The sequence below is a fragment of the Serratia sp. HNCC26DJ206 genome, from assembly GCF_057180605.1.
Genome location: NZ_JBXUGP010000002.1, coordinates 172,685 through 197,645, shown reverse-complemented (window position 1 = coordinate 197,645; position 24,961 = coordinate 172,685). Strand labels below are relative to the sequence as shown.

Sequence of the window (24,961 nt, the reverse complement as noted above, 5' to 3'; positions counted from 1 at the left end):
GCCGCTCTGTGATTAACAGCCAAGTGCCCTCTCCGGCACTTGTGTGGTTTTACTCGCTACAGGGAGCATGTTTCATGGTGATGAAAAATTACAAGGTCATGATCGTTGACGATCACCCACTGATGCGCCGGGGCATCAAACAGTTGCTTGGGCTGGACCCCACGTTTACCGTCGTGGCGGAAGCCAGCAATGGTAACGAAGCCATCACGTTAGCCGGGCAATTGACGCCAGAAGTCATTCTGCTTGATCTCAACATGAAAGGCCTCTCCGGGCTGGATACGCTGAAAGCCTTGCGTGACGATGATGTGGATGCCCGCATCATCGTGCTGACGGTCTCCGATGCGCGCAGCGATGTGTATGCGTTAATCGATGCCGGTGCCGATGGTTATCTGCTGAAAGACAGCGAGCCCGAGCAGTTGCTGGAGCATATCCGTGAAGCCGCCGAAGGCAAGAATGTGATAAGCGAAGCGGTGGTCGACTATCTGGCATCGCGCAGCGAACAGCACGATCCGTTTGCCGATCTGACCGAACGTGAATTGGATGTGTTACAGGAAGTGGCGCGCGGGATGTCAAACAAGCAGGTGGCGGCGCAATTGCACATTTCTGAAGAAACGGTGAAGGTGCATATTCGCAACATGCTACGTAAGCTCAACGTGCGTTCGCGCGTGGCGGCCACCGTCTTGTATCTGGAATACAAGAGCCAATAATGCGTCCCCGGCGTGCCGGGGAACATTTATTCGATCGCAGCCAGCAGCGCCAGATGATGTTGGTTAACCCAGCTTTTATTTAACGGCCCCCAGTTTTCAAGCTGATAGAAACCGTCGTTATTACGCACTCCCTGCTGAACAAACTGCAATTCCACGCCCAAACCGGGCAAGGCTTTTAACACATCCTGTAATGTACGGCGCGGCCAACCGGTCAACTCCATCAGGCGCGGAACATTAGGCCGTTCAGTGTGGTTGATTAGCCAACAAAGATAAAGACGACGGGCAAATACCGGGTTAATTTCCATGCCAAACTCCTGCTGCGATAATTTCATTCACTCTGCAATAAATGTAGATGACGAGCACTGTTATTTACATTATCTCCATTTTTTCTCCACGCTTTCCCTGCCTATCACGAGTAAAGTGCAATGGCGTCTGGATCCTGCCAGGCGGTATAAGCATAACTGCTGCTATCAAAAATATAACAAGTCATAACGAGGTTCATGCTGCATGGCCAATTTTTTCATTGACCGCCCTATTTTTGCCTGGGTTCTGGCAATTATTCTTTGCCTGACAGGCACCTTGGCGATTTTTTCGCTGCCTGTCGAACAATACCCGAATCTCGCTCCGCCTAATGTGCGTATCAGTGCCACTTATCCTGGGGCTTCAGCGCAAACGCTGGAAAACACCGTTACCCAGATTATCGAACAGAACATGACCGGCCTCGACAACATGATGTATATGTCGTCGCAGAGCACCAACACCGGTCAGGCCAGCGTGACGCTGACGTTCAACGCCGGCACCGACCCCAATCAAGCGATGCAGCAGGTGCAGAACCAGCTACAGGGGGCGTTAAAGCGCTTACCGCAAGCGGTGCAGCAGCAAGGGGTGTCGGTCTCCAAATCCGGCGATACCACGCTGATGATGGTGGCTTTCGTCTCTACCGACGGCAGCATGGATAAGCAGGATATTGCCGATTACATCGTCTCTAACCTGCAAGACCCACTCAGCCGGATCGACGGTGTGGGTAGTATGGACGTTTACGGCTCGCAGTACGCGATGCGCATCTGGCTGGATCCTAACAAACTCACCAGCTATCAGTTGACCACGCAGGATGTGGTGAGTGCGATCGGCTCACAGAACGCCCAGGTGGCGGTAGGCCAATTGGGGGGGACACCGTCAGTAGACAAACAGGCGCTTAACGCCACTATCAATGCGCAATCCCAGTTGCAGACGCCAGAACAATTCCGTGAGATCACCCTGCGCGTCAACCGGGATGGTTCACTGGTCACGCTCGGTGATGTGGCCACCGTTGAACTCGGCGGTGAAAACTACAACTTCCTCAGCCGCTATAATGGCCTGCAGGCCGCCGGGATGAATATCAAATTGGCTTCCGGCGCTAACGAACTGCAAACCGATCAGCTGGTAAAAGATAAAATCGCTGAGCTGGCAAAATTTTTCCCGCCGGGGCTGGAGGCGAAGGTGGCCTATGAAACCACCCCGTTCGTCAAAGCCTCGATTAGAGACGTAGTGAAAACGCTGCTGGAAGCCATCGCGCTGGTGTTCCTGGTGATGTATCTGTTCCTGCAGAACTTCCGCGCTACGCTGATCCCGACCATCGCCGTGCCGGTGGTGCTGCTGGGCACCTTCACCATTCTTGCCGCTTTCGGTTACAGCATTAATACCCTGACGATGTTCGCGATGGTATTGGCGATCGGCCTGCTGGTGGACGATGCCATCGTGGTAGTGGAAAACGTTGAGCGCGTAATGAGTGAAGAGGGGCTATCTCCGCGCGACGCAACGCGTAAATCCATGGGGCAGATCCAGGGTGCCTTGGTGGGGATTGCCATGGTGCTTTCAGCGGTGTTTATTCCCATGGCTTTCTTCGGCGGCACGACCGGCGCGATTTATCGCCAGTTCTCGATCACTATCGTTTCCGCCATGGTGCTTTCCGTGCTGGTGGCGATGATCCTGACTCCGGCGCTGTGCGCTACCCTGCTGAAACCGGTAACCAAAGGCCATCATCACGGCAAGCGTGGCTTCTTCGGCTGGTTCAACTGGATGTTCAACCGTAACGCCGAACGCTATGAGCGCGGCGTGGCGCGCGTGCTGCACCACAGCCTTCGCTATCTGATGATTTACCTGCTGTTGCTCGGCGGGATGGCGTTGTTGTTCCTTAAGTTGCCCACCTCGTTCCTGCCACAGGAAGACCGTGGCGTCTTCACCGTACAGGTGCAATTGCCAACGGGTTCAACCCTGCAACAAACCACCAAAGTGGTGGAAAAGATAGAGCACTATTTCCTGAGCAAGGAAAAAGATAACGTGCTGTCGGTGTTCGCTACCATTGGCTCCGGCCCCGGGGGAAATGGGCAGAATGTGGCGCGGATGTTTATCCGCCTGAAAGCGTGGGAATTACGTACCTCGGGGGACAATAGCTCGTTCGCTATCATCGATCGCGCCACCCAGGCTTTCAGTAAGATTAACGAAGCCAGAGTCATCGCCAGCAGCCCGCCGGCGATTACCGGGCTGGGTAACGCTGCGGGCTTTGATATGCAGTTGGAAGATCATGCCGGGCAAGGCCACGATAAACTGATGGCAGCGCGCGACCAGTTGCTGCAACTGGCGGGGAAAAACCCTCAGTTGTCCCGCGTGCGCCATAACGGCTTGGACGATAGCCCGCAGTTGCAAATCGATATCGATCAACGCAAAGCACAGGCGCTGGGCGTTGCCATTAACGATATCAACAGCACGCTATCCACCGCCTGGGGGTCAACCTACGTGAACGACTTTGTCGATCGTGGCCGGGTGAAGAAAGTATATGTACAAGCCGATGCGCCTTTCCGCATGCTGCCGGAAGACATCAATAAGTGGTTCGTGCGCAACAGCAGCGGTGGCATGGTGCCATTCTCCGCCTTTGCCACTTCGCATTGGAATTTCGGCTCACCGCGCCTGGAACGCTATAACGGCAGTTCAACGGTCGAAATTGTCGGTGAAGCCGCTGCCGGTGTCAGTACCGGCACCGCGATGATCGAGATGGAAAAACTCGTCAGCCGGTTGCCGGTCGGTTTTGGCCTCGAATGGACCGCCATGTCTTATCAGGAACGGCTGTCGGGCTCCCAGGCTCCGGCGCTGTATGCCATCTCGCTGCTGGTGGTGTTCCTGTGTCTGGCGGCCCTGTATGAGAGCTGGTCGATTCCTTTCTCGGTCATGCTGGTCGTGCCGCTTGGGGTGATCGGTGCCGTAGCGGCAACCTGGCTGCGCGGGCTGGAGAACGACGTTTACTTCCAGGTTGGGCTATTGACGATTATCGGGCTGTCTGCCAAAAACGCTATCCTGATCGTCGAATTCGCCAATGAACTCAATCACAAAGGGCAAGATCTGATGGCCGCCACGCTGGAAGCCTCACGCATGCGTTTACGCCCGATTTTGATGACCTCACTGGCCTTTATCTTCGGCGTGTTGCCCATGACCATCAGTTCCGGTGCCGGTTCAGGCAGCCAACACGCTGTCGGTACCGGCGTGATGGGCGGCATGATTTCCGCCACGGTATTGGCCATCTTCTTTGTTCCGTTGTTCTTTGTTCTAGTGCGCCGCCGTTTCCCAGGCAAACCTGCCGTGCAAAAACAGGCAGAGAAACGCAGCGAATAATGCACGTAAAAAAAGCAGCATCAGAGAACCGATGCTGCTTTATTACAACTTATATTTTGTACCCAAGGTGTTTTAAGTAAAAAACCAATCAACTGCCTTGTTGTAAGCTTCAAGCCGGTGTTAGTTACCTAACATCTCGTCAATGAAGTCTTTCCAGTTTCCTAACTCGCGATCAACCATAATTACTTTACTGCCTCCATTAAAAATCACTTCAAATTCTACGCCCATTTTTTAACCACGTGAAGCCTTTTGGGAACGGTGCCATTCATCAAAACTGGGGACAGCGCACATTTTCAAATTAATCAGCATGCTGGGTAAATTTTATCTTCCCTTGTGCGATTAATTCTTCCGTAGTAGCGTGCCAAAGGGTTAAAAAAACCTCCATTAAAGGCAATGTCATGTCCCCGACGTTCACTATCGAACAGCTGAAAGAGCAGGGCCGCTATCAGGAAGCCAGCGAGCTCGTGCAACTGATGCTGCAACAGACACCAGAGGATGCCACGCTGCACTATCAGTTAGCCTGTCTTTACGATGTGCAGGGCTTTGAACAGCAGGCCATTCCCTGCTATCTCGCCGCGTTGCAATACGAGTTGCCAGCACAACAGCGCCAAGAGGCCTGGCTCGGCTTAGGCAGCACCTACCGCGCACTGGGGGATTATCAGAAATCACTGGCTACTTTCGACAGTGGCTTAAGTGAATTTCCTCAGGCCAAAGAGATCACCCTGTTCCGCGCCATGACGCTCTATAATCTGGGTGAAACCAAACAGGCCATAGCCGATTTGCTACTGCTGTTGGCAGAAACCTCCTCCCACAGCGCTATCAGCCACTACCAACGCGCGATCCGTCAATATGCGACGGATCTGGATCGCATCAGTTAGGAGCCAACCGTGGAGATAATTGTTGACCTCAATCGTTGCCGCATTGACTGGCAACGGTTGGCAGAATTGCTGGAAGCTGCCGGATTAGGCAAACGTGACCCGCAGGTGATGCAGCAGGTCTATCAAAATAGTCAGTTTTGTTATTTCGGGTTTATTAATGGTGAACTGATGGCGACCGCTCATGCCATCAGCGATATGACGTCGGTCGCTTATCTGGCGGATGTGGTTATCCACCCTCGTTTTCAGGGGCATGGCTATGGCCATCAGTTAATGACGCGCGTGATGCAGGATCTGGCTCCACTCGGCAAGGTATTCATCTATTCGGTGCCGGACAAGCTGGCATTTTATAACAAATACGGCTTCCACGATCTGACAACCGGAATGGTCTACGCAGCAGGAACAGCGCTTGAACGTTTGCAGAATGGCGGTTATGTTCGCTGAAACTCACATTCTCTCCTCCTGACATTTGCTGAGAATTTGCCTTCTGCTGTTACGTTTAGTATCATTTTTCTGTAAATTAAGGTTAATAAATTAACAATGAAGTTAAGAATTTTTAATTCTGAGCCAATGGCTAAGAAATTCTCAGCATCAATTTATATAGTGAGCAAACAATGAGTATTATAGTAATTTACATTGTAGCTATTACTTATGTGATAATAACTACTTTTTCCGATCGGGAGAGTAAAAGATCAGGTGAACGTATCACCAAGCATAACTTCAAAAAAGTCATTTGGTTTGAACTATCGAATCACATATGGGATGATCTCTGGAACGCCCCCGGGAATGTATGGCGACGAATGCAACTAAATGAAAAAAGCTTGGATAAGCAACCTCTTTTTTGGTGGTCAATTTTATTACCCCTTATCATCTCCATTATCTTAGAATATTTAATCACAAAAGATAACAACTACTCATTGACAACCAATGGATTAAATAATTTATTAAAGGACAGCGCAGTTCCTTTATATATCTCCGCGCTCAGCGCAGCTTTAGCAGTGATTATTTCAAACATCCATAGAACCATTCAAACCAAAAAACAAATCGAGACAATAGAGTTTAAAAATATCGCGGATAGCTACTATAGCCATCATAAGTACATTACAGAAGAATTCAAAAACTTACTATTGGAAATAAATCAGCAGTCAACGATAAAGATCTTGAAAGAAAATAGCATATCAATAATAAGACCAAGCAAGTTGTATCAGGATATTTTTCCGCAATCATCTATAACTCATGGCTATAATAGTAAATACTCAGAGGAGTTTATAAAAAACCTTACTGAAAAAATCGTCGATTTCAATAGGAAAAACCACATTGAAAAAAAAGATGCTTTAGATTTAATGAATAAAAATAAAACCAAAGATATACAAGAAAAAATAACCATCATGAATGATGGAATGGAGTCCATCCTCTCATTGTTCTATGCTTATTGTCGTAATGGAAGAATTATAAAAATGATATATTCAGAAAAACCACCAATAAAATTAGATATAGAGAAAACTTATTCAGAGGTCAATTGGGCGATCAGGAAAATTTATGATTTTATTATTTACGTACTAGACATTACCAGTATAAATCTCAAGGAAAATAAAGAATTAAAAGAGTCCATGCTAAAGTATATGTCGCTATTAAGAACGTATGTAAATGCAAGAAGAGAGTACCAAAAAAAATAACCATCCAGTCTTGCAAAACTATCCTAACCAACCACGCAAAATATTATTCAGTTGGAGATATTTTTTCAGGCGGAATTTTAAGCACTCTTAGATCAAATTATAATACCCGTTATCTGGATCTAAACCCCGTTTTCCAGCATTATCTCTTACATCACCGAGCGACATAAGTTATGGGGCGTATTAGCACTATCACCGCTCGATACAGATTTTGACGATAAGATAAGGTAGCATTTACTCCATGGCAGACAAACCGCACCACACATTACTCACTATGTTTGGCATAAAAATACATTGAACATTACACAAACTTTAGTGAAAGGCGTTTTATGCAAAAGAAACAAATAATTACGGCATGATGACTAAAGAGAAGTAGTTAAAGGTTCGTTGTTAAGTAACATCATAAAATGTATGAAAAAAGGAGCCTTTCGGCTCCCTCAGCTTAACCTTTTGGTGGGTATGGATCTTTTCCGTGAGAATCCTTATCACGAATCTGACCATTGGGGCGGTGGATCACCAGCTCACTTTCTTGATTGCGGGATATCTCTCTCCCCGCATCAATCGCTTGCTGTTGTGTCGAATGAATAGATGTCACTTTCTGATTACCTTCCCCACGAACAGCCCACTGACCATTATGTGGTACAACATGCTGATTTTTACCCATTGGTACATCCTCATGCCAAGTAGAAATCACATAATATTGTGCCAATAAAATAAATCAATACTACATGTAGTTTTTTGTGTTCAATTCAATATCTAATGCAGTCCTCTGTAGGCTTGCACCACCATGATCCTACCCTCATTACGAGTAACAACACCAATTCAGTACTGAAGCGTTATCGCTTCCTTAAATCTACCATTGCAGAAGCTAAAGTGACCGATTCAGCCACTTCTGCACTCCTCTGAAAGCTACTGCCTGCACTAAGCAATCACCCCTGAAAAAACCAGATTGAATACTGTTGTACTGACAAACCCTCACTTACCACTTTCATAGATCAAATCGATCGTTACGATCGAAAATATTGCTAGATCAATTTTTATCCGTTATCATTGTGACAATGATTTATCAAACAAAATCAATAAAGTAAGGGGAAATAAAATGTCTATCAGTTTTACAATCAGTTGCCCACACTGTGGGAGTACTACCACTGTTCAAACAGGTGTTTCAAAAAATGGTACTGGTGTAGGCCAATGCCGCAATTGCCATAAGACAGTAAAAGTTACTGTTGATCACAAGGGTAACGTGATTCGCGTTAGTTAACTTAGGGGGATAGTTTTAAATGGTTGGATTCGTAGTTATTATTTTTTGCTTCGCCTTATCAATTTTTTGTTATAAAAAAATGGCAAAAAGATCTCGTGCAAAAGGACGCGGAAAATTAAGTACTTTACTAATTGCTTTATCATCAAGTAGTTTAGTTTTTATAGTTTCTATGATGATTGGCATAAGTAACTTTTTCCCTGATGCTAAAAGTAATAAATCTCTAAAAATCAAAGATACAGTTTCACAGTATGATTGCACACTTACATACTTAGGTGTAAGACCGGGAGCAAAAGAGTCTTGGCAGACACCAGCAATTTTGACAATTACGAATAATGACTTCAGTATTTCATTTATAGATCCAGAAAAAGGCGGAAACGGCTTGATAAGGTCACAACCATTAGGAGAGACTCTTTGTGATGATGAAAACATTTGCACACGAAAAGGCGAGTCAGAAGACACACAAGAATCCAAAATCTCTAAAACAAAAATAAGAAGTATTTTAAAGATTAGTAATAGCCCTACTGCAATGAATATGTTAACAAGCTTAGATGCTATAATGATTACACATGCAGTAAATGAGTGCCATAAAAAACAGTAACAGTAGATAGATAAAAGGAAATACAAGTAATGACTAATGCAATGAAAGTACTTTTGGCTGTTCTTATAATGTATATACTGTCATTTAGCAATTCTACTTTAGCCTCTGAGTATACTGCATTAATAAACTGCGGCCCAGTTAGTTCGGCAAAAGAATTAGGAGCTTTATATGTCGATAACTGTTTTTATGAGTCTGACTTGAAGATAACTGTTAACAAAACCTCTACTATATATAACATGCAAACTGGAAACCATCCGAATAAAGCCGGGTATGATGAAAATGGTTCTTTAGCTATTGATTTAGGTAGTAGCTTTTCAATAAAAGCACGAAATAGCTCTGATAATGATATTTTAACTATCAGGATCTTTGATGACAAGGGAAGAATGGTGTTTCAAGATCAAGCATCAAAATATCAATCCATATATGTAAAACACGAACCAGAGTAACATTACTATCTACTACATTATTGAGCCAAAGGATGTTAAATCTTGATATTGTCAAAAACACATTAACAAGAGGCTCTAAATACTGGATAGTATCTTTATAGGAAAACATACAAAGATCTGTTAGAGAAATAACCAGAAATTGAGAATGTAGGGCAAACCATGAAACAACGTATGATGGCTAAAAAACTAATTATGACTGCATTGTTACTATCATTAAGTACTACTGCCTATTCAAAGGAGTTAAGAAAAGATATTGATGATAAATTAGCTAAATGTAAGGTATCAGCGGTTTCAACAATGGAAACTGCTGATTGCTATGTCTCGGCTACTGACTCTTGGGAGGCAGAGTTAAATAAGCAATATAAACTACTTCTTCAAGATCAGCCAAAAGAAATTCAAGCCAACTTACGCAACTCACAACGGGCATGGGTAAAATATAAAGAATCATACATTAGTGCTATGAGCGACTTCTATAGCCAAGAACGTGGTTCAATCTGGGGCATCGTAATGTCAGAATCTAAAATGAATGTGACTCGCGACAAAGCTATTGATTTGTACAGATCAAGAAACAGTACAAATATGTCCGGCGAAGAATAATAATAGTTAGTACGTCAACACCAAGGAAATGTAGTTATAAAAATAATAATGCAGTACTTTAATGCGGAGACTAAAAATCTCTGCATTTTTTATGGATATCGAAAGGACGAAATTCATTAAAACCAATACGTCACTATGTCAGTTATGAATATACTCTCTATTCGCAATCAATTATTTTATGCAATTCTATCATTTTAGTAACTTCAGGAATCAGAGCAACAGGGACATGCATGACTTTAGTTTTGCTATCTATCTTCCTTTCATAGAGTCCACCATAGTTAAGTACGCATTCTTTTAGTATTTCAAAAAGAGAGTAAATAGGATCTATACCATGCATATCTACAAACTTAAGATACTTTCCATGATCTGAAAGCTCTGATATTTCTCCATGAATAAATTTGCACCTAAGGTCATATATTATTTCTATTTTTGACTGGATACTATCAATAGCAATAGCATCCCTACAAACCCCACCTTTAATCGAGGCTTTATTCCCATTTGCAGTACCATACAAAGCATCTAATGCTATAAATTGATTCAGAAATCGTTCGCGTTTATCGTTTGTCCATCCATGCGAAATGAACGAAAGTGCAGAATTAACTCTTTTATTGGATGATGAAAAAATCTTCACAAGATTATCGATAACTAAAGGAGTTATATTCAATTTATAAATGGCCGGAATATTCACTCTAAATTCGCTTGTATGTAGCTTTGTTTTTTCAAACGAATTTATTCGATTATCTACATCCAACATATTAATTTTAAATGGAAAATCAACATTAAGGCATAATGCACCAAACAACCTATTAATCAATATTATTGCTTCTTCTTTTGAATATGCATAAATTAGTACTGCTGATGCATCTGGTAGCCGAACATATTTTCCAATAGGATCGTTTTGGATATATTCTTCAGCTAAAAAATCACGAGGAATTTCGATTCCAGATTTATTTTTAATATGATCAAGTAGTTTGTCAACTTCACCAAATCCATAGATATATATATTATCGCTTAGATTAATTACACCCTTTGCATTAGAGTACCTGAGAGTATAAAGGTACGGTTGAAGTTTTCTTTCCGACTTAATGTAGTCATCGAACATGATACAAAGATTACTTTTGTGCTTTTCTGAAAGAATATCACTAACAGATTTTTCTTCGGAATTTAATGAAAAAAAATCGGCATCGATAGCATTAAAAGCATATGAAGAGAACTTCAAAATTATATTTTTAGCACTCTCAATATTGCTTATCCCTAATTCATTACCAAACTCTCTAATCAAGATGCTGGCACATTTGTTTATGGCTTCATCACTGTATTTAAGCCAAAAAATGAAGTCTCCTTCATGTGGCTTTCCTACTTGAATACTTGGAGAGCCATTTGCAGGACAGTAAAAAAAACTTTTAGATAAAGCAGTTATCATACTGCGATTAAATGAAGCATCCAATGATTAGTCCTCTGAGATCCCCTTGAGTCAATAGAGGTTACACCCGTTATCAAAGTTTGGTCAAGAAATACCAATAGTATAATGTATACTAACTTAGAATGATGTATAAATGAGTTTTAATCAAAATGATTAAGTACTACGTTCGATACTTAACATATCCTTTTTCACTCGAAACACTGTAGCCCTGCCACAGTCGCAAAGTTTAGCTATTTCATCAGGTGAATACTTGTCTGTTTTAAGCATATCAATGATCTTAACATGAAGGGTTTGGTTTTTTTGTTTTCCTTTATATTTGCCAGCCTCTTTAGCTATGGCGATGCCCTCATCACGACGAGAAGCAATAATTCCGCGTTCAAATTCTGCGACAGCCCCCATAAGAGTCAAAATCAATCGTGATGAAGGGGTGTTGTCAAAACTCATTGAGTTATCCAAGAACTTAACCGTAACGCCCTGTTCAATCATCTTATCAACCAACTCAAGCAGATCCTTAGTATTACGGGCTAAACGATCTATGGACTTTACGATCAGCGTATCACCTTCTCTTAGGTGTGAGATCAATCCTTGAAGTTCGGGCCGTTCGCTGGTGGACTTACCTGAAGCTTTTTCAGTTATGACTTTATCACAGACAGAATTCAGTACTGAAAGTTGACGTTCAAGATTTTGATCCTTTGTCGATACACGAGCATAACCGAAAATCATTATCCTGTTCCTTTTGTCTCATTTAGATTACCTTTATGATAAAGTATCATATAGATTGGTTCAATGAGTAAATGATACTAACTTAGACAACGTTACTGAGTATCAGTAGGGAGTGCCTAAAAGATATTCGATTTGCCCCTCCCATCTTTTTTCAACTATTGACTATCACCTGCGACTGAAATATTTCTTAGGAAATAATTATCTTGCTAATTATAAATTAATGTAGCTATTTTTAAAAAATTGTAGGGTAGATTAATATATGGCAGTATACAAAGTAGAGGAGCATAAATCATTATACTTCATTACACATAATACAGACATAAACAATATAGGGTTGCCCTCCCTTAAATTAAATAAGGAATTTATTGCAATGAGCAGGAATATAGTAACCCGAGCTTACTTTGATAATATTGAATTTGAAATCAAAGAACTACTTAAGAATGCTAAAATATCAGTTGAAATTTGCGTAGCCTGGATAACATATCACTTATTTTCTGATATTTTTTCTGAGTTATTGAAAAAAAATGTCAAGATTGATATTTTATATAATAAAGACATGCTTAATAGTAAGAACAATGGTAATGGGTTGGGTTACATGTCAGGGATAACAAATCCTTTTCACCGTTCTTTAATGCACAACAAATTTTGCATTATCGATAATGAGATTATTATCACAGGAAGCTTTAATTGGTCTAAATCAGCAAGATATCATTTTGAAAATATAGTGGTTATACGAAATGATTATGAAATAGTTAAATCATTCAAACACGAATTTGAAGATTTAAAATTTCTTTCCAATTTACCCTCATCACATCCTCTATCTCCTATGTTATCTAAGAGCACTAAAATATTTAAGTTAGGCATGATCGGTACAAAAGAAGGGATATATGAAGAGGTGCCTTTACGAATTTGGGAAGTTGACCTATCAAAAAAGAAAGCCACAATGATAACTGAAGAGTATCACCAATTTCTTTTCACTACTTTACTTGACTATGAGTTTAATAATCAACATATCGAAGAGGATCCAAAGCAGGCGATGATAGACGAGTTTTTCAATGAGCGTAGATTAATAGATAAGTTACAAAATTATTTTATAAACTCCAAAACTGATGTTCACGCGATCGGGAACGTGGTTCTTACAAATGCCAATGGGCATATAGAGTATGGTGAATCAGAAGATTTGGAAATTCATATGATTTGGACTGATATTTGTTATAGAAAAATAATCCCAACAGTGCTTTATAATGATGGGCCAGCTGAAAAAATAATATCAGAAACATATTCTTGAATAGGAAGCCAGTTAATTATATACTTTAGAAATAATTATGGCTGGCATATAAAATCCAGCCTTTTTAAATCATTATTAAAAATCGTGCTTACTGTTTATCATTGCATTCTTTCATTTTCATCATGGATTATTTCATAAACTCCCTGTAACCGTTCCTTTATATCACTATAGTTAATACTGTTTTGTGATTCAATCATTAAGATAAGTGATGCACCTATTACAAATAAATCTCCTTTCGAAAGCTTCATACCTGATTCTTCAAGCTCTTTGGAAATAATATTTATATCTTTTATATCATCAACATTACACTTAACTACTTGTTCTGTTGATTTTTTACATACTATGATTGCATCTAAACTAATAGGCGACTTAGCTATTGTTTTAGGACTCGCAGAACGTGACTCAGCATGAACAGGATGGACTGCAACAATTGTAAGTCCTGATTTTGATATTGCTTCATATATAGCGGCCCACCCCTCAGGTTTAGAGTGATGGAAGCTAAAAGTCAATGTACCATTATCTTTTAGCACCCTATGGCATTCTTTAAAAACAAATGATAACTGATTGGCAAAAATCTCAGGATCTTTTTGTTGAACTTCACCAATATCATACGAGCAATCCTTTTTGAACCAATCATATTGTTTATTTAATACAGGGGATAACCAAGCATAGAAGAAATCGCTCAACTCGCTATAATGAACAAAGTCAAAGTATGGAGGATCAGTAACCACAGCATCGACAGAATCAGATGGAATATTGAGTTTAGCACTATCTCCATTTAAAATCATCATTGACTTAGGCGTAGAATTCAACTCACCCCATGAATTCACGACTATAGATCTGATAGGATCACTTGCAATAACCTTATTAGTGATCGTTTTGCCAGTGTTTTTATTAAATTCCAAACTTAATTCAAATGGTTCATTTAAATAACGCTTTGCTTTGATCAATCTTGACTCAAATAAAGTAGAGAACGTTCCACTACTTCTCTTGGTTCCCCAGATTGAATTCTCTAACGGTGTTCTTTCAGGCTTTAGAATATGATTTGAAAACATATGTCTAACAGCCCCAGTCCCTTCACCTTTATAACTACAGAATAAATTATTAAACTCAAGAGTCCCTGAAAAAAGACATAAAAATTGCTCTTTAACATCTTGCTCTTTAATTTTCAAAATCTCTTTCAATAATAATCCTAAGCAAAGTAATTGCCGGTGGTTGAAGAAGTCACTCCAGTTATTATAATTATACCCTAATGCTTGGTTTGTATTGTGTCCTGTTCTTACTTTCAAGTTAGGCAGGGGCAATTCCTCTTGACTCAATCTCAACTTTGCACTTCTATATATTGATAGATCGTCAGAACTAATAGGAAGATATACTTTTTCTCCAATTTCGGTTAAAGCTAAAGACGCATACATTTTTTCTTTTAACAATTCTCCGTTAGACGATAGCAAATCTTTAATTTTATATTTACTTCCACCACGAGAGGTTACATATTGCCCTTTTACCGGACCATTTTGAGGATTAAAGTTATGTCCACATTCATTACATGTCAAATTCGTACAATCATATCTATCTTCAATAACATCCCAGCATTCAGGACATATGATTTGAGCTTTGGGTTTTTTCTTAGGATAGGCATCCTGAGAGAATATATATTTAGAGAATAGAGGAATATCCTCACCATCTGGAGTGCTTACAAATTTAACCCAAAAATAATGTAAAACAGGAATATAACTTTCAGATTCTTGATGGTAAGTTCTATAATATTTTTTAATTTCATCGGCAACTGAACTTTCCAACAATTCATATGCTTTTCTTAGTTTCGTTTCAGAAACGTATGTAAAAGCTTGTTTTACTAAGAATGAGCTAACCGGATTAATATCACAACCGATAGCTTTAGCTCCTAATTTTACAGCCTCACCGAGAGTTGTACCACTTCCCATAAATGGATCTAATATAATTTTATCATTAAAGTCATGTTTATTATAAAACCCAGCCCATATGTCATATTCTGGTTTACTTAATGCAGATAATACAATTGCACGGAATACAGTTCCAAGCCGAGTAGCCCACCACTTATGAATGTGATAAATAGGTCTATTAATCTCTTTACGCCAACTTTCTTGCTCTGCAACTTGGCTTATTTCTTTAGCAGGAAAAGAACATTCTAATGCTGAACTTTTCTTGAAAGGCATTACCAAACTATTTTCTTTAGCCAAGGTCATTTATACATTACTCCTAATAATCAGAATCAACTCAAAGATACGGATCGCGAGGTTTGCTCTTTTAGTCTATAGGCTACAAACTCATGACACTCCCCTGATCTCGGATTAGGAACTTTCTCTGCAATTAATTCATTTGTGCGTAAATCAAAGCTATATCCAACAACTATCTTGTCTGCCTCAGTCCTAATAATACGCCCAACCTCTTGAAATCTTGGGTCTGTAGGAAAAGCAGCGGGCACAATTAGAGTCTGAAGACCAGTAGTGCCTTCTGTTAACGCAAAAGGAGTGGGTGCTACATACATCTTCCTATCACGAATCATAATATCGCCATAGGTTCCAAAACCTTTTACGCTTTTATTTTTATGGACATAATCATGTTCTGCATTTAGAAAATCGCCATGGCAGATCACCAAATCAACAACAGGATATTGCTTATTTCCTTCACCGTTAGAACCATACTCTTTCAAGACAGCAGGATAACGCCCAAATATATAAAATATCTGTCGCCCATTGTGCAATCCAGTAGGAACCTGACTATTGGAATCATAATCTTTTTCTCTTCCAGGCCAAGCAAGACCTTTTACTTCATAACCTTCCGTTTTCTCAACAAGTGAAAAATCAGGATATGTATTGCGGCCACCACCTTCGACATGAAAGCCTAATTCTTTTATCCTATTCTCCACCCAATTTTGAAAATGAAACTCCTTGTCTCCTGAGCTAACAGCCGTAATCAACTCACCGTCTTTTATAGCTTCGACACACCGTTTGAAAACATCATAGCAAGATGTAGTTGTCATACTTAACTCCGTAATCATATGAAATAATTATATTTTACATCAATAATCTTCAGTTGAAAACAACTTATGAAAAAATAATAGCATAGATATAATTTTGTCTATAGATATTTCGTTCTTAGTAAAGTATGAGAATTAAATACTGTATATGAAAATAACTCAATTTTACAAAAAATATAGTTTTAACCGATAAGAAAGTAATATACATTATCTATCTCGACATTAAAAAAAAACTCTAATATCCATTGCATTATAATATATTACCTTTCCATTAATCTCATAACGCCACTTAATTATCTGAATTAAATATTAGTACTATACAGTACTATGAACATTGAAATACTTTATAAAATAACACCCTTAAAGCTTTAAACAGATATAATTAAAATCCAACTCATATAAAAAGCACTATAATTTTTAAATGAATAGGTAATCCCTTTAACTTTTCATTTCAAACATATCAGTACTGGCTTTTTAAATTTTAGCAATATAAAGCCCAGTTACTTAGCACCAATTTTTTATTCGCGAGAATCCGATAACGGGCAAGGCTGGCTCGTTAATGCCACAAGGGGAGGGCTTTATACTAATATATAATCCTCCCCTTGTGGCAAAATTATAACTTAAACCCAGTCAATGTAGTTGCTTCAATCGGCGTAAATCGATTTTTCTTCCCATTTATTCTCACAGAAGTAGATTTTCCTAATGTAATAAACTCATTCAATACATTACTGCTTTCACTATTATCCTTATATATTACATTCAATCCCATCATTCTTTTTTTCCTTTATACGATGAATATCTTATCCTTTTTATTTCGGCTATCTCTTCCTTTGTCGGCATATCTTTATGAGTAATACCCAATTCACTTTCAAAATACTCACCACTTTCAATCAATTTCCTTGTGTGCTCTTTCCTCCACTCAAAGAAACTTCTGTGTTTATTTACATCCATTTTACACCTCTACTTATATTAATAATATATACCATCGTTACCTATCATAACCACAATGATAGGTTGCGATTCAAAATAATTTTTACAATATTTTTTAAATTACTCAGACTTACCTTTCTTCTTGGCAGCAACAGCATCTGATAATCTCTGTTCCTCACTGCGTTTATCGAACTCCAACCCAGTAAGCGAGTAGTGAACTACTTTATATGTTCCTTGTCGTTTTCCTTTTATTTGAATTTTCTCTGACCGAGAAATGCAAATATAGCGATTTATAATAGCACTTGCTCTTTTGTCCTTCACCTCAAAAGTGTCACTTGGGTCATCTATTATATTAAGAGAATTACTATCCCCATTGGACACTTTTCGGATGTCAGAACTCCAATTCTCATCTGCAAGCATTATATTCAAATCACCTTGATAGAAATCTTTCAATACTTTCCCTGCTATCTCTTTAGCGATAGTTATAATATCTTGACTCAATAAATATCGCTCTCCTTTAACACTTACTAAAGATTTTTTCACTTCATTACATAACACAGAACGAATTGAAGTATCGAAATGAACATAATTTATATCACTCCATACTTTTTGAATATAGGAGCTATCATCAATGATTTTTTTAATAACATACTCTCTATCTTCTGGTTTTAATCCTGCATCTGTCATGTTTAATATTACATCCTTGATGCTATCATACTCAGAACTATAGTCTGGTTCTAAGCTGTTATTTTCGAAGTCATCTGCTAACTTAAGTAAATCAGTACAACGTTTATATTCACTTAGTTTCTTTATTTCTTGCATCTCACGTTCAAGACTTTCTTTATCTTTGGTTTCATGCCTCCAAATTGGATAATAAACGTCATAGCCATATTCAATCAATCTGCTACTGAATATGCTAAAATCATTTGATGCCTTTTCTTCTCGATTTAGATAACTCTGATGGTCAATAGCACAGTAATTTACTTTAAACTCACTATCTGCATAATATACACTCGCATGTGTTATCTCCTTACTGTATTGAGTAATATACCCCTTACGTTCTATATCGCTGCTCGCAAGTGATAAACATATTGTAAGAGCCTCAGCAAGCTTTTGAGCTGCTTTAATCTTGGCTGGAACATCGTTATCAGAAACTTCCCTTTGTGGCTTAGAATCAATGTAATACCGCACATTTTTGATGTTCTTTATCTTTCTGAATCGATTGCTAATCTGTTCTATACGATCAGGATCAGTATCTCCCCAAATAAATACATCAACCTCATCAAGCTCATCGATTAAACTCAGCCCTTCAGCAATGCTATTTGTTCCAATAATGCAGTTGTAATCACCCATTTTTCCTGTTTGAAATAAATTCACTACTGTAGCATCCTTCTTAAGCATAGCATTCACATATAGACATTCTTTTCCCGAGTTATTCCCTATAGTTTGACCCCATTCTATATGATTCACTAATACAATCGATCGATTCTTAGTCTCTCGCAAGTCATTAATTAAAGACTCTTCCTTTGATTTGCATATATATGTTTGAATTTGTTTTTTTTCTTGACTGTCCTTCCTTACTCGATGGATAGTTTTAAATTCAAAACCACTAAAATACTCAGGAACAACAGTGCCAGACATTAAGATAACCTTGCGGAACATAGTGCAAGCTTTAGTTAATTGGCGAATGGTTGAGTATCTATAATTATAATCCATAACCATTCCATGAGCTTCATCAATAACTAAATCCCACTTTTTGCACTCTTCTGGATTTCTCATCATTTTTTCTATTTGATTCCAAGTCGCAACATTTTCATCCTGAATATTATTACTGCTACCTGACTGCACGACTATTGAAGTTAGCGGTACTACTAATTTAGTATATTTACGGCCTTTCATCGCTGTGTTTTTCCCCCCTCCAGTAGGCACCATTAACAAATTCATGCCCTCTTCAAAGATCATTTGATCAATTACATCAGAAAGATATTGGTTAGGTTTCAAAGTAATATCAGTATCGTATTTTGGTATTGTCACATTTTTAGGTGTGTAAATTACTGTTGGTTGCACTAATAAATTGAGCTTGAATCCATCAGGTAAGTTCTTTCGTAGCCCCATAGCATGACCATATGAAGCATTTGCCATGTTTGCAATATCGGATCCTGTATGACGTGCTCCCATTCTGCCAACTGCATCTAAGACTCTAACCATATCGAAATCATTTATACCAAAAGCGAGTAATCTATTAGCAAGAATTCGACGTTCTTCATATTCCATAGATCCACGGTTATGCTCAATGATAGCATCTAAAATACGCCCAATATTATCATCTTCGAACTTAGGTTTTTTAAACACTACATTAGATAGAATATCCCGACTCTTTACTGGAATATATTCGATATATTCAAAATTAAATAAATCACCATTATTATGGAATACCTTGAATTGATCTTTAAATAATTCATTATATGTAGGTAAGTATTGAATCTGTAAAGCTTTGCTAAATGAATCATCTGAGTACCAAAATCTTTTACGTAATGACTCTGAAAATTCGTTATACATATCCGCACTAATAGGCCGACTTAATGGCAATATAACTCTAAAACGTTCTCCTGCCTTAATCCCTTGTCCACCGGAAGAATAGATAATATATTCATAATCGTTTAAATCAGCACGAACAGAATCCATTGTAGTACCACCATCAATATCAAGAGCTATTGCATAATGGTTTATGACATTGGTATGGCTACGAGAACCGTCTTTTATCATTTCTGCAAAGACTACAGCATCAAATTTTTCCTTTGCTTTCTCATATTCATCTTTATCACACGCATTGAAGGAACCCCAGTTTTCCTTGTTTAAAAAATACTCTACAAGTTCCCCCCATTTATCACTTGCATGACTTGTTCTTGCAATTTTTCTACCTTTTTTAATTGCTTTTTCCTTGACTACTTTATTATCTGATGCATATTTGTTTTCAAAGTGGGTAAGTTTTATTGTTAAATCATGATAAATAGTTTTAGTTATTAAATTACTTTCTTTTTTAAAATTTTTATTGTTCATTCCATGAACTCCCTTGTTAAATGAAGCATCCAGCTTCGGTTTATTGCCAGTAATTAACTACTGGCATTTTACTTTACATCCAAAAATCGCATCTTATTAATAAGATATTGCAATCCTTCACTACGGTTTTTTAAACCTATATTAGATACTATTGAATCTACAAATTTCATCTGCGAATCAGATAATCGCACACCAACTTGATGTATTTTATTTTCTTTCATATTTGTTAGCATTTCCTGAATTAAATTAAACATAAAAAAACCACAATTGCTAATATGGTGTTTATTAAGCAGGATGAAACCGACTTAACTAATATATTTAGTTGATTATTCTTAAAGACATGATTAACTACTCAAATATTAAGAGTAAAGGCTTTTCATTGAGGTTTTAGAGTGCAAGACAGGAACTGCTTTGAATGCGTATATTATAACACATTATTTCAAAGTGTTTCATTTTTTTATGAAGTAACTTATGAAGAAAGCAACTGCGTTAATCTTTAAGGACATTACGATTATAACACAAAAAATCGTATTATTTCATCGAACTTCACAAAAACTTATAATAGAGTAGCCTTTGTTGAACAAACTTTTATCGGCTGGTAGAACAACTATATATGTTCCTGTATGTTCACTTGGAAGATGTGGTTTACTATTCCCTTAAATGCTCTATAAACCACTATACGGTTTTTTACAAAGAATTGATACCGCGTACTACCTGTAGTATTTAAACCTCATAGTGAGCATTCTACGAGGTTTGACATTGAAAGATAATAATCTACTTTCAGTACTTATAAGTCATCTATCTATTAAATCCACTCAATATACTCTTCATTAATTTGAGAACAAAAATCAATGGGCTCATGCCCGACCACTATTCTCATATACTCTTGAATGTCAGTTATACTCTTACCTTTACGTGCTTTCAATGTCCAAAAATCCCCATCAGATTCCACCTCAAATACTAACTGTCCCTTCTCAGAGAATTTATAAACTCTCCATCCATCTCGTTGTTCTATTTCTCCAACCACCTCAATTGTTGAGTTTTTCTTGTGGATTGCAAGAGCATGCTTGATACAATCATCATTGTGATAATGAATGTTAGCCATGACATAACCTTCATTAGCTAATACATCAATGCGTTTAATAACCTTACGCAATTCAAGTTCAAGTTTTGAACGTTCGACAATATTAGCAATATTATGTATATCATCAGAGAACTCAATATTTTCGAAACTTATTGTATCTTTTTTTTCCGCCAATTTGCTTTTAGCACTCTGTAATTTCTCTTCTGCTTGAGACTTTTGATCTAAAATATCAAAACTTGGCATTTTTCCCTGTTGCTTTATTTTTTCAATACCTTTTTTAAAACTTTCTATATACTCCTCTAATTCTACCACTTCGCTTTTCAAAACATCAACATCACTGATAATGCTTTTTACACTATTAAGTACATTGGCTACGTCAATTCCTTTTATATGTCTGAGAATACCTTTTTCGAATGACATGTATGGCATCATCAATGCCTTGCAACCTTTATTATTCCTTGCGTTATCACACTTTATATACGTATAACCTTTAGTACTGCTGGCAGTGAGTGCAGCACCACATAACGAACATTTTAATAAACTATTAAACACTGTTTTTTTCAAGTCGTTACGTACACGACCTATATAGTTATGACTTGATAAACGTCTCTGTACCTCCAGAAACTCCTCTTCACTAACGATTGGTGGGTATATTTTGAACACTTCAGTTGTTGATGTAATAGTGTCATTATCAAAACTTCTTTCATTTCTATTAGAAGTATAGTCACCTTTACACCGCTTATTTCTTAACAAATGGCATATTTTAGTACCATCCCATTTGGTACCATTAATTAATTTTCCAACAGCGTTTAATCGTTGAGCAATAGTAAAGCTACGTATTCCTGAAAGATATAAATCGAAGATCTCTCTTACTATTATATGATTATCATTCAGTACATATTTTCCATCAACTACATCAATCCACTTCGGACAGTTTTTAATCATGTACTGTCCTTTATCTTTCGCCTCTCGACGTCGCCTATCCCAGCCCTTTAGAATACGCTCAGATTTTTTACAAGATTCCTCATAGGCTCGTTCAGCTATCATAGTGGCAAGCGTTAGGCTGTTTGAGTACTTTCTGCCGATGAGCAAATTCTTACTGACATCATGTAATTCGATGTGAGCACGATCCAATTGAGAAATGTACTCAACACATTTGAAAGGGTTTTGGCGAGAAAAGCGATCGAGACTTTCAACGATGAGTACCGAACCTTTCGTGATGTCACCATCATTTACTCGTTTAAAAAATCGCCCTAACCCTGCATTCTCACGTAAATGCTCGGCTTTGAATGCTGAACGCCCTTCATCGATAATTAGCTCGTAGTCTGGATCGAAATCCTGCACTGGGGCATTATCTTCAAAATATTTAATGAGCGATGATTCCTGACGATCCAAGCCATCACCAGTTGTCTGTTGCTCTGAACTAACCCTGATGTATAGGTAACATTTTTTCATGAAAGACAATGACTCAAAAAGTTTGCTTAAGCTCTATGGTATCAAAAATTGTGACACCATCAAGAAAGCGCGCCGCTGGCTGGAAGAGCAGGGTGTGGCTTATCAATTCCATGACTATCGCGCTGACGGGCTGAGTGAACAGCAACTGCGTGGTTTTGTCGAACGCCTTGGCTGGCAACCGTTGCTGAACACTCGCGGCACCACCTGGCGCAAGCTGGACGAAGCACAACGCACTGCCTGCGATAATGCTGATGCCGCCATCGCCCTGATGCTGGAGCAGCCCGCCATTATCAAGCGCCCGCTGTTGGATGACGGCAACGGCCATGCTCTGCTGGGTTTTAGCATCGACAGCTATCAGCAATTTCTCACCGAGGTTAAATCATGATCTGCCCTGTTATTGAACTGGCGCAACAGTTAATCAAGCGCCCTTCCCTCAGCCCGCACGACGAAGGCTGCCAGGAGATCATGATTGCCCGCCTGAAGGCGGCTGGTTTCACCATTGAGCCAATGAACTTTGGCGACACGCAGAATTTCTGGGCCTGGCGCGGCCAAGGTACAACGCTGGCCTTTGCTGGCCACACCGATGTGGTGCCCACCGGTGATGAGAAAAATTGGGCGATCCCCCCCTTTGAACCGACGATCCGCGACGGCATGCTCTATGGGCGCGGCGCAGCGGATATGAAAGGCTCATTAGCCGCAATGGTGGTGGCTGCTGAACGTTTTGTGGCAGCACACCCGGATCATCAAGGCCGCTTGGCATTCCTGATCACCTCCGACGAAGAAGCCAGCGCCACACATGGCACCGTGAAAGTGGTGGAAGCCCTGAAGGCACGCAACGAGCGCCTCGATTATTGTCTGGTAGGTGAGCCTTCCAGTACCGAGCGCGTGGGTGACGTGGTAAAAAACGGCCGTCGTGGGTCGATCACCGCCAATCTGCACATTCACGGCATTCAGGGGCACGTCGCTTATCCGCATTTGGCAGACAACCCGGTTCACCGCGCGATGCCAGCGTTAAACGAGCTGGTGGCGATCGAATGGGATCAGGGCAACGAATTTTTCCCACCGACCAGTATGCAGATCGCCAACGTGCAGGCAGGCACCGGTAGCAACAACGTGATCCCTGGTGACATGTTCGTGCAGTTCAACTTCCGTTTCAGTACCGAACTGACCGACGCCATCATTAAACAGCGCGTGCAGGAACTGCTGGATCGCCATCAGTTGAATTACACCCTCGACTGGTGGCTGTCTGGTCAGCCATTCCTGACCGCACGCGGGGCGCTGGTGGATGCGGTGGTCAATGCCGTGCAGCACTACTCCGAGATGACACCGCAGTTGCTGACCACCGGTGGCACCTCTGATGGCCGCTTTATCGCCCAAATGGGCGCTCAGGTGGTTGAACTGGGCCCGGTGAATGCCACCATCCACAAAGTCAACGAATGCGTCCATGCCGCCGATTTGCAGTTACTGAGCCGCATGTATCAACGTATTATGGAGCAGTTGGTCGCATGATCACGCCAGACATGCTGACCGGGCGCTCGACGGAACACTTGGCCGTGCTGAGCGGCAACCACCGCTTGCAACCCGCAGCGGTGGAGGCTTTCCTCGTTATGCAGCAGGCCGCCAAAGCGGCGGGGTTTGATCTGCAACCGGCCAGTACCTTCCGTGATTTCGATCGGCAGTTGACGATCTGGAACGGTAAGTTCTGCGGCGAGCGGCCAGTCTTGGACAAGGACAGCCAGCCGATCGACATCACGCCGCTGTCTGCTGCCGAACGCTGCGAAGCTATCCTGCGTTGGTCCGCATTACCCGGTGCCAGCCGTCATCACTGGGGCAGCGATCTGGATATTTACGATCCATCACTGCTGCCAGCCGGGGCTAAATTACAGTTGGAACCCTGGGAATATCTGGAGGGGGGCTATTTTTATCCGCTGAATCAGTGGATAACTGAGCATATGGCCGATTTCGGTTTTTACCGCCCATTTACCGCAGACCAGGGTGGCGTTGCGGTAGAACCCTGGCATCTTAGCTACCGCCCTTTGGCACAGGAGGCCGAACAGTTACTGACCCCTGCGCTGCTGCTCGCATCCTGGCAGGATAAAGACGTTGCCGGTGCGCAATGGCTTGCTCGCCATTTGCCAGCCATATTCTCGCGTTTTATACAGGTTGAAAGGAAGTAA

The 24,961-nt window shown here is 40.3% G+C and carries 23 protein-coding genes; 12 read left to right on the top strand and 11 right to left on the bottom strand.

The genetic code is table 11. From position 1 onward, the window contains the following. Window positions 1-74: 74 nt before the first annotated feature. Window positions 75-707, top strand: coding sequence for a two-component system response regulator NarL (gene narL / locus AC2A1E_RS02315; protein ID WP_484382375.1), 633 nt, complete (start codon window positions 75-77; stop codon window positions 705-707). Between the two features lie 26 nt (window positions 708-733). On the opposite strand, the gene AC2A1E_RS02310 is transcribed toward narL, so the two are convergent. Then, on the bottom strand, window positions 734-1,012 hold the full coding sequence (locus AC2A1E_RS02310; RefSeq protein WP_459401796.1) for a winged helix-turn-helix domain-containing protein: 279 nt from the start codon (window positions 1,010-1,012) through the stop codon (window positions 734-736). 202 nt (window positions 1,013-1,214) lie between these two features. Between AC2A1E_RS02310 and acrD the strand changes: the two genes are divergently transcribed. Continuing rightward, window positions 1,215-4,352, top strand: a complete 3,138-nt coding sequence (gene acrD, locus AC2A1E_RS02305) for a multidrug efflux RND transporter permease AcrD (protein WP_484382374.1) — start codon at window positions 1,215-1,217, stop codon at window positions 4,350-4,352. Between the two features lie 120 nt (window positions 4,353-4,472). Here acrD and ypfM read toward each other — a convergent pair whose 3' ends face one another. Continuing rightward, window positions 4,473-4,532: a protein YpfM gene (gene ypfM, locus AC2A1E_RS02300; RefSeq protein ID WP_100396732.1), complete on the bottom strand. Its 60-nt coding sequence runs from the start codon at window positions 4,530-4,532 to the stop codon at window positions 4,473-4,475. A 218-nt stretch (window positions 4,533-4,750) separates the two neighbouring features. Between ypfM and AC2A1E_RS02295 the strand changes: the two genes are divergently transcribed. The 3 genes from AC2A1E_RS02295 to AC2A1E_RS02285 all read left to right on the top strand — a co-directional run bounded on the left by AC2A1E_RS02295 (window position 4,751) and on the right by AC2A1E_RS02285 (window position 6,903). Beyond that, complete coding sequence (locus AC2A1E_RS02295; protein WP_484382373.1) at window positions 4,751-5,230, top strand: tetratricopeptide repeat protein; 480 nt, start codon at window positions 4,751-4,753, stop codon at window positions 5,228-5,230. A gap of 9 nt (window positions 5,231-5,239) precedes the next feature. Next, window positions 5,240-5,671 (top strand): GNAT family N-acetyltransferase, encoded by a 432-nt coding sequence (locus tag AC2A1E_RS02290; RefSeq protein WP_484382372.1) that lies wholly within the window; start codon window positions 5,240-5,242, stop codon window positions 5,669-5,671. Between the two features lie 170 nt (window positions 5,672-5,841). After that, a complete protein-coding gene (locus tag AC2A1E_RS02285) occupies window positions 5,842-6,903 on the top strand; it encodes a hypothetical protein (protein WP_484382371.1) in 1,062 nt (353 codons plus the stop codon). Between the two features lie 439 nt (window positions 6,904-7,342). Here the strand turns inward: AC2A1E_RS02285 and AC2A1E_RS02280 are convergent, their stop codons facing one another. After that, the gene (locus tag AC2A1E_RS02280; protein ID WP_223499424.1) at window positions 7,343-7,564 is read right to left on the bottom strand and encodes a DUF2188 domain-containing protein; all 222 of its coding nucleotides are present in this window, start codon (window positions 7,562-7,564) and stop codon (window positions 7,343-7,345) included. A 616-nt stretch (window positions 7,565-8,180) separates the two neighbouring features. Between AC2A1E_RS02280 and AC2A1E_RS02275 the strand changes: the two genes are divergently transcribed. The 3 genes from AC2A1E_RS02275 (at window position 8,181) to AC2A1E_RS02265 (ending at window position 9,802) form a co-directional block, all read left to right on the top strand. Continuing rightward, the gene (locus tag AC2A1E_RS02275) at window positions 8,181-8,759 is read left to right on the top strand and encodes a hypothetical protein (protein ID WP_484382370.1); all 579 of its coding nucleotides are present in this window, start codon (window positions 8,181-8,183) and stop codon (window positions 8,757-8,759) included. 29 nt (window positions 8,760-8,788) lie between these two features. Continuing rightward, window positions 8,789-9,205 (top strand): hypothetical protein, encoded by a 417-nt coding sequence (locus AC2A1E_RS02270; protein WP_484382369.1) that lies wholly within the window; start codon window positions 8,789-8,791, stop codon window positions 9,203-9,205. Window positions 9,206-9,364: 159 nt separating this feature from the next. Continuing rightward, the gene (locus AC2A1E_RS02265) at window positions 9,365-9,802 is read left to right on the top strand and encodes a lysozyme inhibitor LprI family protein (RefSeq protein WP_484382368.1); all 438 of its coding nucleotides are present in this window, start codon (window positions 9,365-9,367) and stop codon (window positions 9,800-9,802) included. 157 nt (window positions 9,803-9,959) lie between these two features. On the opposite strand, the gene AC2A1E_RS02260 is transcribed toward AC2A1E_RS02265, so the two are convergent. Together AC2A1E_RS02260 and AC2A1E_RS02255 are read right to left on the bottom strand one after the other, a co-directional pair. Continuing rightward, entirely contained in the window at window positions 9,960-11,249 is a 1,290-nt protein-coding gene (locus AC2A1E_RS02260) for a hypothetical protein (protein WP_484382367.1), read from the bottom strand. Window positions 11,250-11,378: 129 nt separating this feature from the next. Continuing rightward, on the bottom strand, window positions 11,379-11,948 hold the full coding sequence (locus AC2A1E_RS02255) for a recombinase family protein (RefSeq protein ID WP_484382366.1): 570 nt from the start codon (window positions 11,946-11,948) through the stop codon (window positions 11,379-11,381). Window positions 11,949-12,207: 259 nt separating this feature from the next. Between AC2A1E_RS02255 and AC2A1E_RS02250 the strand changes: the two genes are divergently transcribed. Beyond that, on the top strand, window positions 12,208-13,236 hold the full coding sequence (locus AC2A1E_RS02250; protein WP_484382365.1) for a phospholipase D-like domain-containing protein: 1,029 nt from the start codon (window positions 12,208-12,210) through the stop codon (window positions 13,234-13,236). A 98-nt stretch (window positions 13,237-13,334) separates the two neighbouring features. Here AC2A1E_RS02250 and AC2A1E_RS02245 read toward each other — a convergent pair whose 3' ends face one another. The 6 genes from AC2A1E_RS02245 to AC2A1E_RS02220 all read right to left on the bottom strand — a co-directional run bounded on the left by AC2A1E_RS02245 (window position 13,335) and on the right by AC2A1E_RS02220 (window position 22,784). Then, entirely contained in the window at window positions 13,335-15,461 is a 2,127-nt protein-coding gene (locus AC2A1E_RS02245) for a DNA methyltransferase (protein ID WP_484382364.1), read from the bottom strand. A 26-nt stretch (window positions 15,462-15,487) separates the two neighbouring features. Next, entirely contained in the window at window positions 15,488-16,258 is a 771-nt protein-coding gene (locus AC2A1E_RS02240) for a hypothetical protein (RefSeq protein WP_484382363.1), read from the bottom strand. A gap of 610 nt (window positions 16,259-16,868) precedes the next feature. Further along, window positions 16,869-17,027 carry a hypothetical protein gene (locus tag AC2A1E_RS02235; protein WP_484382362.1) on the bottom strand — a complete coding sequence of 53 codons (159 nt, stop codon included), beginning with the start codon at window positions 17,025-17,027 and terminating at the stop codon, window positions 16,869-16,871. Further along, the gene (locus AC2A1E_RS02230; protein ID WP_484382361.1) at window positions 17,024-17,206 is read right to left on the bottom strand and encodes a hypothetical protein; all 183 of its coding nucleotides are present in this window, start codon (window positions 17,204-17,206) and stop codon (window positions 17,024-17,026) included. The genes AC2A1E_RS02235 and AC2A1E_RS02230 overlap by 4 nt, the downstream gene beginning before the upstream one ends. Before the next feature lie 99 nt (window positions 17,207-17,305). Beyond that, the gene (locus tag AC2A1E_RS02225; protein WP_484382360.1) at window positions 17,306-20,245 is read right to left on the bottom strand and encodes a DEAD/DEAH box helicase family protein; all 2,940 of its coding nucleotides are present in this window, start codon (window positions 20,243-20,245) and stop codon (window positions 17,306-17,308) included. 805 nt (window positions 20,246-21,050) lie between these two features. After that, window positions 21,051-22,784 (bottom strand): recombinase family protein, encoded by a 1,734-nt coding sequence (locus tag AC2A1E_RS02220; RefSeq protein ID WP_484382359.1) that lies wholly within the window; start codon window positions 22,782-22,784, stop codon window positions 21,051-21,053. Between AC2A1E_RS02220 and AC2A1E_RS02215 the strand changes: the two genes are divergently transcribed. Genes AC2A1E_RS02215 through AC2A1E_RS02205 form a run of 3 tightly spaced genes read left to right on the top strand, consistent with a single transcriptional unit; the run spans window position 22,783 to window position 24,961 of the window. Continuing rightward, window positions 22,783-23,169, top strand: a complete 387-nt coding sequence (locus tag AC2A1E_RS02215) for an ArsC family reductase (RefSeq protein WP_484382358.1) — start codon at window positions 22,783-22,785, stop codon at window positions 23,167-23,169. The genes AC2A1E_RS02220 and AC2A1E_RS02215 overlap by 2 nt on opposite strands. Continuing rightward, on the top strand, window positions 23,166-24,293 hold the full coding sequence (gene dapE, locus AC2A1E_RS02210) for a succinyl-diaminopimelate desuccinylase (protein ID WP_459401790.1): 1,128 nt from the start codon (window positions 23,166-23,168) through the stop codon (window positions 24,291-24,293). The genes AC2A1E_RS02215 and dapE overlap by 4 nt, the downstream gene beginning before the upstream one ends. Beyond that, window positions 24,290-24,961, top strand: coding sequence for a M15 family metallopeptidase (locus tag AC2A1E_RS02205; protein ID WP_484382357.1), 672 nt, complete (start codon window positions 24,290-24,292; stop codon window positions 24,959-24,961). Before dapE ends, AC2A1E_RS02205 begins: the two co-directional genes overlap by 4 nt.

What these genes read in the sequence shown, in the direction of transcription:
- narL (WP_484382375.1), top strand. Translation starts at nt 75, where the DNA reads ATGGTGATGAAAAATTACAAGGTCATGATCGTTGACGATCACCCACTG.
- AC2A1E_RS02310 (WP_459401796.1), bottom strand. Translation starts at nt 1,012, where the DNA reads ATGGAAATTAACCCGGTATTTGCCCGTCGTCTTTATCTTTGTTGGCTA.
- acrD (WP_484382374.1), top strand. Translation starts at nt 1,215, where the DNA reads ATGGCCAATTTTTTCATTGACCGCCCTATTTTTGCCTGGGTTCTGGCA.
- AC2A1E_RS02295 (WP_484382373.1), top strand. Translation starts at nt 4,751, where the DNA reads ATGTCCCCGACGTTCACTATCGAACAGCTGAAAGAGCAGGGCCGCTAT.
- AC2A1E_RS02285 (WP_484382371.1), top strand. Translation starts at nt 5,842, where the DNA reads ATGAGTATTATAGTAATTTACATTGTAGCTATTACTTATGTGATAATA.
- AC2A1E_RS02280 (WP_223499424.1), bottom strand. Translation starts at nt 7,564, where the DNA reads ATGGGTAAAAATCAGCATGTTGTACCACATAATGGTCAGTGGGCTGTT.
- AC2A1E_RS02275 (WP_484382370.1), top strand. Translation starts at nt 8,181, where the DNA reads ATGGTTGGATTCGTAGTTATTATTTTTTGCTTCGCCTTATCAATTTTT.
- AC2A1E_RS02270 (WP_484382369.1), top strand. Translation starts at nt 8,789, where the DNA reads ATGACTAATGCAATGAAAGTACTTTTGGCTGTTCTTATAATGTATATA.
- AC2A1E_RS02265 (WP_484382368.1), top strand. Translation starts at nt 9,365, where the DNA reads ATGAAACAACGTATGATGGCTAAAAAACTAATTATGACTGCATTGTTA.
- AC2A1E_RS02255 (WP_484382366.1), bottom strand. Translation starts at nt 11,948, where the DNA reads ATGATTTTCGGTTATGCTCGTGTATCGACAAAGGATCAAAATCTTGAA.
- AC2A1E_RS02250 (WP_484382365.1), top strand. Translation starts at nt 12,208, where the DNA reads ATGGCAGTATACAAAGTAGAGGAGCATAAATCATTATACTTCATTACA.
- AC2A1E_RS02245 (WP_484382364.1), bottom strand. Translation starts at nt 15,461, where the DNA reads ATGACCTTGGCTAAAGAAAATAGTTTGGTAATGCCTTTCAAGAAAAGT.
- AC2A1E_RS02240 (WP_484382363.1), bottom strand. Translation starts at nt 16,258, where the DNA reads ATGACAACTACATCTTGCTATGATGTTTTCAAACGGTGTGTCGAAGCT.
- AC2A1E_RS02235 (WP_484382362.1), bottom strand. Translation starts at nt 17,027, where the DNA reads ATGATGGGATTGAATGTAATATATAAGGATAATAGTGAAAGCAGTAAT.
- AC2A1E_RS02230 (WP_484382361.1), bottom strand. Translation starts at nt 17,206, where the DNA reads ATGGATGTAAATAAACACAGAAGTTTCTTTGAGTGGAGGAAAGAGCAC.
- AC2A1E_RS02225 (WP_484382360.1), bottom strand. Translation starts at nt 20,245, where the DNA reads ATGAACAATAAAAATTTTAAAAAAGAAAGTAATTTAATAACTAAAACT.
- AC2A1E_RS02215 (WP_484382358.1), top strand. Translation starts at nt 22,783, where the DNA reads ATGAAAGACAATGACTCAAAAAGTTTGCTTAAGCTCTATGGTATCAAA.
- AC2A1E_RS02220 (WP_484382359.1), bottom strand. Translation starts at nt 22,784, where the DNA reads ATGAAAAAATGTTACCTATACATCAGGGTTAGTTCAGAGCAACAGACA.
- dapE (WP_459401790.1), top strand. Translation starts at nt 23,166, where the DNA reads ATGATCTGCCCTGTTATTGAACTGGCGCAACAGTTAATCAAGCGCCCT.
- AC2A1E_RS02205 (WP_484382357.1), top strand. Translation starts at nt 24,290, where the DNA reads ATGATCACGCCAGACATGCTGACCGGGCGCTCGACGGAACACTTGGCC.